This window comes from Acidovorax sp. FW305-C-20-28 (assembly GCF_058783375.1).
Genome location: NZ_JBYSYM010000055.1, coordinates 23,374 through 31,292, shown reverse-complemented (window position 1 = coordinate 31,292; position 7,919 = coordinate 23,374). Strand labels below are relative to the sequence as shown.

Genomic DNA, 7,919 nt, shown 5'->3' with positions numbered 1-7,919 from the left:
GTTGCGGGCTTTGCCAAGGCGGCCAGCCTTGGCAGCAGCCCGCGCCTTGCGCTGCATCCCGCTGCCGCCCCGGCGCACAGCCGATTTCTCGGTTGCAGTGGACTTGGTCAGTGGGGCTGCACAACCCGCGTCCGGTACTCGCTCGGGCTGCAGCCCGTGTGGGCCTTGAACACGCGGCTGAAATGCCCGCTGTTGCGAAAGCCCCAGGCCAGGGCGATGTCCGTGACCGAGCGGTGCGTGTGTGCAGGGTGGCGCAGCTCGCGCAGGCAGGCCTCCAGCCGGCGGCGCTGGATCGTGGCGGCCAGGGTGTCGCCATCGTCGGACATGGCGTTGTACAGGTGCCTGCGGCTGCAGTTGAGCGCCTGGGCGATGCGGTCGATGCTCAGGTCGGGGTCGGCCAGGTGGCGGTCGATGTACTGGACTATGCGGTCGCGCAGCGCCTCGCGCTGCGACATGGCGCTGTGCTGGCCGTTGCGCTCCAGCAGCGACAGCTGCACCAGGTGCGTGATCACGTCGGCCACGCCGTCGGCGGCGGCGTCGGACATGGTGGGCAGCTCGGTGAAGGCAGCGCGCATGGTGTCCCAGGCCAGGCGCGAGACACCGGTGGTGCCCGAAAAGCGCTGCACCATGAGGTCGTCGAGCCGCATCCGGCGCTCAGGCAGGTGCTCCTTGGGGATCATCAGCACCATCTGGCGCACGGCATCGGGGTTGCTCACGGCGTAGGCGCGCGTGGTGTCGTACACGCTCCATTCGCCCGGAGACAGCCAGACCTGGCGGCCGTTCTGCTCGAAGCAGGCACGCCCTTCGAGCTGGGCCACCACCTTGATGTAGGCCCGGTCGCTGCCGCGGATCAGGCTGGGGGTGCGCACCACGCGGTGGCGGCTCACATCGAGCTGGCACAGGTTGACATAACCCGCCTGGCCCGAGGTGATGTGGCCCGCGAAGGCCTCGTCGCCGAAGGCGTCGGACTCCAGCCCGCCAATGAGGCGCCACACCGCGTCGCCCCACAGGTGCAGGCGGTCGCGCGGTGCCACGGTGTCGGTGGATACCTCGGTCAGGGGGTGGGCCATGGTGTCTCCAGTGCAGAGGCGGGTTCTCCCGATTATCGGTGGGGGTGCTAATCCTTTGCGCAGCGCGGAAATCCGGGTAAACCCGCTGGCCCGTGCACGCTGGGACCAGCGTTTTGTGCACGCTCAGCACAGCAGGCCAAAACCCTTCTTCCTACCATCGGTCAACGGCCTGCACTGCGCGGGCTGCCCATCCGAGGAGACAGAAAAATGGTTCAACAATCCAAGCGCCAATGGATCAAGGGCGCCGCCGCCACGGTGGGCGCACTGTCGGTGGCCCCCCACCTGCTGGCCCAATCGGGCCCCGTGCGCATCGGCTACGCGATTGCCCGCACGGGCCCCTGGGCCGCGGGCGCCCAGGTCAGCCAGGAGCCCAACTACCTGCTGTGGGCCGAACAGGTGAACGCGGCGGGCGGCCTGTCCGTCAAGGGCGCCAAGCGCCCCATCGAGCTCATCGGCTACGACGACCGCAGCGAAACCGAGACCTGCGTGCGCACCTTCGAAAAGCTCATGGGCAGCGACAAGGTGGATCTGATCCTGCCGCCCTGGGGCTCGGGCGCCAACTTCGCCATCGCGCCGCTGGCCAACCGCTTCGGCTACCCCCTCTTGGCGCCCACGGCGCTGTCGCGCAAGTTGATCGACATGAACCTGCCCTACTTCTTCTCGCTCTTGCAGCAGCCCGACAAGATGATGGGCGCACTGGTGGACATGCTGATCGCCAACGGCGTCAAGTCGGTCGCCATCGTCTACATGGACGACCTGTTCGGCCTCGAAAACTTCGCGGCGCTGAACAATGCGCTCAAGAAGACCAGCATCCAGGTGGTGGAGCGCAAGAGCTACCCGCTGGGCGTGAAGGACCTGGCGCCCGTGCTGCGCGGCATCAAGGACCTGAACCCCGACGCCTTCATCGGCATCACCTACCCGCCCGACACCATCCTGGCCAGCCGCCAGGCGCGCGAGGTGGGCCTGAACCCCAAGTTCTTCTACGCCTCGGTGGGCACGGCCTTCCAGCTGTACAAGAACGTGATGGCCGCCAACACCGAGGGCGTGATCGGCATGGGCTCGTGGAGCGTGAAGACCAGCCCCGAGGCCAAGGCCTACTTCGACGCCCACGTGAAGAAGTTCAGCAAGGAACCCGACCGCTGGGCCAGCGGCCATGCCTGGGCGGGCCTCGAAATCCTGCAGCAGGCCGTGGAAAAGGTGGGGCTGGACCGCAAGGCCCTGCGCGAGCACATCGCCAAGAACGAGTTCAAGACCATCCTGGGCGGCATCCGCTTTGCGGGCAGCGAGAACGCATCCATCCCCGGCACGGTGAGCCAGTGGCAGGGCAGCGATTTCGAGGTGGTCTGGCCCAAGGAGCGCGCCACGGCGCAGTTGAACACCGCGAAACCAGCCTGGAAATAACAAAGTGTCTTTGACTTCCTGGGCCGAACTGGTCGCCAGTGGCCTCATTACCGGCGGCATCTATGCGCTGGTGGCCATGGGCCTGAACCTGCAGTACGGGCTGATGCGCATCATGAACATCTCGCATGGCGAGTTTTTGATGCTCGGCGCCTTCATCACCTGGTGGGCGCACACGGCCTGGGGCTGGTCGCCGCTGCTGCTGATGCCCATCGCCTTCATCGCGCTGTTCGCGCTGGGCGTGGTGGTGCATGCGCTGTGCTTCAAGCGCCTGGCGGCGCGCGCGCCGAACGTGGACGTGTTCGAGGCGCGCAGCCTGATGGTGGGCTTCGGCCTGATGTTCCTGGTGCAGAACACCGCGCTGGTGATCTGGGGCGGTGACCTGCGCGGCTACGAGTACCTGGCCGATCCGGTGCAGGTGGCGGGCATGCGCTTCACCGAGAACAAGCTGGTGCTGTTCGGCGTGGCGCTGGCGCTGTCGGCCGCGCTGATCGCGCTGCTCAGGCTCACGCTGCTGGGCAAGGCCGTGCGGGCGCTGATGCAGTCGCCCACCGGCGCGCAGCTGGTGGGCATCAACACGCGGCGGCTGCACCCCATGATGTTCGGCATCGGCCTGGGCCTGTCGGGCGTGGCCGGCGCGCTGCTGTCGATGACCTACGAGATCTCCCCCTCGATGGGCGAACCCTACACCGTAACGGCGCTGATCGTGATCACGCTGGGCGGCTTCGGCAGCCTGGCAGGCAGCCTGGCCGGGGGCCTGTTGCTGGGTGTGGTCGAGGCCCTGGGCATGCACTTCAGCAGTCCCTCTCTCAAGATGCTGCTGAGCTACGCAGTCTTCATCGGCGTGCTGATCTGGCGCCCCAACGGCCTCTTTTCCAAGAAATGAAATCTCTCCACTCCAACAAGCCCTGGCTCGCGCTCGCAGCGGGCACGGCCGTGGTCGGCACCCTGCCCTGGCTGGTGTCCGAGTTCGCGGCCTCGGTGCTGCTCAGCTGCCTGATGTACATCGCGCTGGCCACGAGTTGGTCGCTGTTCTGCGGCGCCACGCGCTACCTGTCGCTGGCCACCTCGGCCTTCTTCGGCATCGGCGCGTATGCCAGCGCCACGCTGCTGGGCAGCCTGCCCTGGCCGCTGGTGATCGTGGCCGGCGCGCTGATCGCCGCCATGGTGGCCGTGGTCATGGGCGCGGCCGTGCTGCACCTGCGCGGCACCTATTTCGCGGTGCTGACCTTCGGCATGACGGAGCTGATCCGCCACGCGGTGACCTTTGTCGAAAAGCAGGTCTCGGGCACCGTGGGCCGCGTGCTCACCGTGGTGCCCAGCAACGAGACGGTGTACCTCACGGTGCTGCTGATCGCGGCGGGTGCCATCGCCACGGCTATCGCTATCAAGCGCAGCCGCTTCGGCCTGGCGCTCTCGGGCATCGGTGCCGACGAGCAGCGCGCCCAGACCCTGGGCGTGGACACGCGCCTGGCCAAGATCGCGGGCTTTGGCATCACCGCCGCATTCGCTGGCGCCGTGGGCGCGGCCATGGCCGTGCGCTGGACCTACATCGAGCCGGCGGCGGTGTTCAGCCCCTTCATCGGCTTCCAGACGGTGCTGATCGCGCTGATCGGCGGGGCGGCCAGCATCGGCGGGCCGGTGCTTGCGGCCATCGTCTTCAGCCTGTTGGCCGAGACGCTGCGCCTGCAGCTGCCCTATGGCTACATGATGGTGTTGGGCCTGCTGCTCATCCTGTGCGTGATGTACCTGCCCAACGGGCTGGCCACGCTGTGGCAGCGCAAGCGCGCAGCTACGCCTGCCACACCTGCCACGGAGGCCGGCCATGTCTGAAGCCCTGTTGACCATTGACAGCGTGACCGTGCGCTTTGACGGGCTGACCGCCGTGGACGGCGTGAGCGCCACGCTGCATGCCGGCGAGCTGATTGGCATCATCGGCCCCAACGGCGCGGGCAAGACCACCTTCTTCAACGCCATCTCGGGCGTGCAGCCGCCCACCTCGGGCCGGCTGGTGAGCGGGGCCGACGAGTTGACCGGCAGGGGCCCGCACCACTATGCGGCGCACGGCATCGCGCGCACCTTCCAGACGCCGCGCGTGTTCCCCGACATGACGGTGCGCGACAACGTGCGCTTCGGCATGCAGTTCGCGGGCCGCCACCGCCAGGGGCCTGTGGGGCTGCGCAGCGAGGACGAGATTCTGGCCATGCTGGGCCTCTCGTCCCTGGCCGAGCGGCCCGCCGCCGATGTGACGCCCTCGCAGCAGCGCTTGCTGGAGATCGGCATGGCCCTGGGCACGCGCCCGCGCCTGCTGCTGCTCGACGAGGTGGCCGCCGGCCTGACCGAGGCCGAGGTCGACGCCATGGCCCAGCGCATCCGCCGCCTGCGCGACGACTGGGGCCTGACGGTGGTGTGGATCGAGCACGCGGTGACCACCCTGCTCAGGTACGTGGAGCGCGTGCTGGTGCTGCACCAGGGCCGCAAGATCGCCGACGGCACGCCCGCCGAGGTGGTGCACAACAAGGAGGTCATCGAGGCCTACCTGGGCGATGAGATGGCTGCCACCAGCGAAGGAGCGACGGTATGAGCGGCGCACAGCTTTCCGTACAAGGGCTGGTCACCGGCTACAACGGCTTCCAGGTGCTGCAGGACCTGTCGCTGGAAGCCACGCCCGGCATCACCGTGATCGTGGGCCCCAACGGCGCGGGCAAGACCACGCTGCTCAAGGCGCTGGCCGGCCTGCTGCCGCGCCAGGGCACGGTGCAGCTTGATGGCCAGGCCGTGCCGGCCCTGAACGCGACCGCCTGCGTGCAGCGCGGCCTGGCCCTGGTGGCCGAAGGGCGCCAGCTGTTCCCGCAGATGACGGTGACCGAGAACCTGGAGCTCGGTGGCTGGCTGGTGCCGGCGCGCGTGCGCGCCGAGCGCCTGGCCCAGGCCTTCGAGGACTTTCCGCGCCTGAAGGAACGCGCCCAGCAACTGGCCGGCACCATGAGCGGCGGCGAGCAGCAGATGGTGGCCGTGGCGCGCGCCATGATGAGCGGCCCGCGCCTCTTGATGCTGGACGAACCCTCGCTGGGCCTGGCGCCGCGCATGGTGGACGAGCTGCTCGCCATCGTGCAGCGCATCGCGGCCCAGGGCGTCACCGTGCTCATGGTGGAGCAGAACGTGCGCAAGGCGCTGCAGGTGGCGCAGCGCGGCTATGTGCTGGAGCGCGGGCGCATCGTGGCCTCGGGCGAGGCATCGGCCCTGCTGCAGTCCGACGCCGTGCGCCAGGCCTACCTTGGCGTGGCCTGAGCATCCCCGCGCCCCATTCCCATTCGACTTTCCTTTCCTATTCATCCAGGAGACATTCCATGACTGCCATTTCCATGCTGATCAACGGCGAGCGCGTGCAGGCCACGGGCGGCGCCACCTTCGAGCGCCGCAACCCGCTGGACGGGTCCGTGGCCACCACGGCCCCGGCCGCCACCGTGGCCGATGCCAAGGCGGCGGCCGATGCCGCAGCCAAGGCCTTCCCCGCCTGGTCGGCGCTGGGCCCCAATGCCCGTCGCGCGCTGCTGCTCAAGGCCGCGCATGCGCTCGAAGCCAAGGGCGAGGCCTTTGCCGCCGCCATGGCCGCCGAGACCGGCGCCTCGGGCCTGTGGGCCGGCTTCAACGTGCACCTGGCGGCCGGCCTGCTGCAGGAGGCCGCTGCCCTGACCACGCAGATCGCGGGCGAAGTCATCCCGTCGGACGTGCCGGGCAGCCTGGCCATGGGCGTGCGCCAGCCTGCGGGCGTGGTGCTGGGCATCGCACCGTGGAATGCGCCCATCATCCTGGCCACGCGCGCCATCGCCACGCCGCTGGCCTGCGGCAACACCGTGATCCTCAAGGGCTCGGAACTGAGCCCCGCCACGCACGGTTTGATCATCGAGGCCCTGCAGGAGGCCGGCTTTCCCGCAGGCGTGGTGAACTTCGTGACCAATGCACCGGCCGATGCCGGCGCCGTGGTGGAGGCCATCGTGGCCCACCCGGCCGTGCGCCGCGTGAATTTCACGGGCTCGACCAAGGTCGGGCGCATCGTCGCGCAGACCTGCGCCAAGTACCTCAAGCCCACGGTGCTGGAGCTGGGCGGCAAGGCGCCGCTGGTGGTGCTCGACGATGCCGACGTGGACGCGGCCGTGGACGCCGCCATCTTCGGCTCGTTCGCCAACTCGGGGCAGATCTGCATGTCCACCGAGCGCATCGTGGTGGACGACGCCATCGCCAACGATTTCGTGGCCCGCTTCGCGGCCCGCGCCCAGGCGCTGCCGCTGGGCGACCCGCGCAAGGGCCCGGTGGTCCTGGGTTCGGTGGTGGACATGGCCACCGTGCAGCGCTGCAACGCCCTGATCGACGACGCCCTGGCCAAGGGCGCCAAGCTGGTGTGCGGCGGCAAGAGCGAGAACACGCTGATGGCCGCCACCATCCTGGACCATGTGACGCCCGAGATGGACGTCTACCGCGAGGAATCCTTCGGCCCGCTCAAGCCCATCGTGCGCGTGAAGGGCGTGGAGGAAGCGATCGCCTGCGCCAACGACAACGAGTTCGGCCTTTCCGCCGCCGTCTTCGGCCGCGACATCGCCCGTGCCTGGAACGTGGCTGCGCGCGTCGAGTCGGGGATCTGCCATGTCAACGGGCCTACGGTGCATGACGAGGGGCAGATGCCGTTTGGCGGGGTCAAGAACTCTGGATGGGGACGGTTTGGGGGGATGGCGGGGGTGCGGGAGTTCACCGAGTTGCGGTGGATTACGGTGCAGACTGCGGCTCGGCACTATCCGTTCTGATCTTCTTTGCCTGGTTGCTTCCTGCCTTTGTCAAGGGCGGAGGCCGGGATGTGCGCCCGGCGGCGCACCTACCTTCTTTTGCTTCGTCAAAAGAAGGTAGGCCAAGAAAAGACGACCCCGCTGCCCGTGTCCCCCTCGCCCGGGGGCGAGGGGGCAGCCTGCGATGCTCGAAGCTGGGGTGCGCCTCGCAACTCACTGCGCTCCCCCTTCGGGTGAGCTCCGTTCAGACATCTGCGGCGAGCCAGATGACGAAGCGTGTGTGTCCTTCGGCACACACGCCACCCCAACTTCTGTGCTTCTCGGCACGGTCAGAAGGGGGTGGATACCGACACGGGCCATTGCTTCGCTCGGCCTCGTGGTCCTTCGCTGCGCTCGGCTCGCAAGAGCGCTCGCGCCAGTTGCGTCGGCAGCGCGCAGCGCGTAACCGACACCCGGCGCGGCTGCGAAAGCAGCAGCCGAGTGGTACCCGCTCCCCACCCCTTTTGGCTGCGCCGAGAAGCGCAGGAGCTGGGGTGGGCGTGTGTGCCGAAGGACACACACGCTTCGTCTTCTAGCTCGTCGATGCTGTCTGAGCGGAGTTCACCCGCAGGGGGAACGCAGCGAGTTCATCGACGCCCACCCCAGATCCGAGCATCGCAGGTTGCCCCCA

The 7,919-nt window shown here is 68.5% G+C and carries 7 protein-coding genes; 6 read left to right on the top strand and 1 reads right to left on the bottom strand.

Annotated elements, in window-relative coordinates; all coding sequences use genetic code 11:
- Nucleotides 1-107 precede the first annotated feature (107 nt).
- Complete coding sequence (locus tag AC3WOH_RS33360) at nucleotides 108-1,070, bottom strand: AraC-like ligand-binding domain-containing protein (RefSeq protein ID WP_492233622.1); 963 nt, start codon at nucleotides 1,068-1,070, stop codon at nucleotides 108-110.
- A 207-nt stretch (nucleotides 1,071-1,277) separates the two neighbouring features.
- On the opposite strand from AC3WOH_RS33360, the gene AC3WOH_RS33355 reads away from it, so the two are divergent.
- The 6 genes from AC3WOH_RS33355 to AC3WOH_RS33330 are packed head-to-tail and all read left to right on the top strand — an operon-like array spanning nucleotide 1,278 to nucleotide 7,270.
- Nucleotides 1,278-2,471 carry an amino acid ABC transporter substrate-binding protein gene (locus tag AC3WOH_RS33355; protein ID WP_492233621.1) on the top strand — a complete coding sequence of 398 codons (1,194 nt, stop codon included), beginning with the start codon at nucleotides 1,278-1,280 and terminating at the stop codon, nucleotides 2,469-2,471.
- A gap of 4 nt (nucleotides 2,472-2,475) precedes the next feature.
- On the top strand, nucleotides 2,476-3,354 hold the full coding sequence (locus tag AC3WOH_RS33350; protein WP_492233620.1) for a branched-chain amino acid ABC transporter permease: 879 nt from the start codon (nucleotides 2,476-2,478) through the stop codon (nucleotides 3,352-3,354).
- Nucleotides 3,351-4,301: a branched-chain amino acid ABC transporter permease gene (locus AC3WOH_RS33345; RefSeq protein ID WP_492233619.1), complete on the top strand. Its 951-nt coding sequence runs from the start codon at nucleotides 3,351-3,353 to the stop codon at nucleotides 4,299-4,301. The genes AC3WOH_RS33350 and AC3WOH_RS33345 overlap by 4 nt, the downstream gene beginning before the upstream one ends.
- Nucleotides 4,294-5,052: an ABC transporter ATP-binding protein gene (locus AC3WOH_RS33340; protein WP_492233618.1), complete on the top strand. Its 759-nt coding sequence runs from the start codon at nucleotides 4,294-4,296 to the stop codon at nucleotides 5,050-5,052. Before AC3WOH_RS33345 ends, AC3WOH_RS33340 begins: the two co-directional genes overlap by 8 nt.
- The gene (locus tag AC3WOH_RS33335; RefSeq protein WP_492233617.1) at nucleotides 5,049-5,759 is read left to right on the top strand and encodes an ABC transporter ATP-binding protein; all 711 of its coding nucleotides are present in this window, start codon (nucleotides 5,049-5,051) and stop codon (nucleotides 5,757-5,759) included. The genes AC3WOH_RS33340 and AC3WOH_RS33335 overlap by 4 nt, the downstream gene beginning before the upstream one ends.
- Nucleotides 5,760-5,818: 59 nt before the next feature.
- A complete protein-coding gene (locus tag AC3WOH_RS33330) occupies nucleotides 5,819-7,270 on the top strand; it encodes an aldehyde dehydrogenase (protein ID WP_492233616.1) in 1,452 nt (483 codons plus the stop codon).
- Nucleotides 7,271-7,919: the final 649 nt, after the last annotated feature.

Bases quoted from the DNA above. Each gene is read 5' to 3' on its own strand.
- AC3WOH_RS33360 (WP_492233622.1), bottom strand. From the start codon at position 1,070: ATGGCCCACCCCCTGACCGAGGTATCCACCGACACCGTGGCACCGCGC.
- AC3WOH_RS33355 (WP_492233621.1), top strand. From the start codon at position 1,278: ATGGTTCAACAATCCAAGCGCCAATGGATCAAGGGCGCCGCCGCCACG.
- AC3WOH_RS33345 (WP_492233619.1), top strand. From the start codon at position 3,351: ATGAAATCTCTCCACTCCAACAAGCCCTGGCTCGCGCTCGCAGCGGGC.
- AC3WOH_RS33340 (WP_492233618.1), top strand. From the start codon at position 4,294: ATGTCTGAAGCCCTGTTGACCATTGACAGCGTGACCGTGCGCTTTGAC.
- AC3WOH_RS33335 (WP_492233617.1), top strand. From the start codon at position 5,049: ATGAGCGGCGCACAGCTTTCCGTACAAGGGCTGGTCACCGGCTACAAC.
- AC3WOH_RS33330 (WP_492233616.1), top strand. From the start codon at position 5,819: ATGACTGCCATTTCCATGCTGATCAACGGCGAGCGCGTGCAGGCCACG.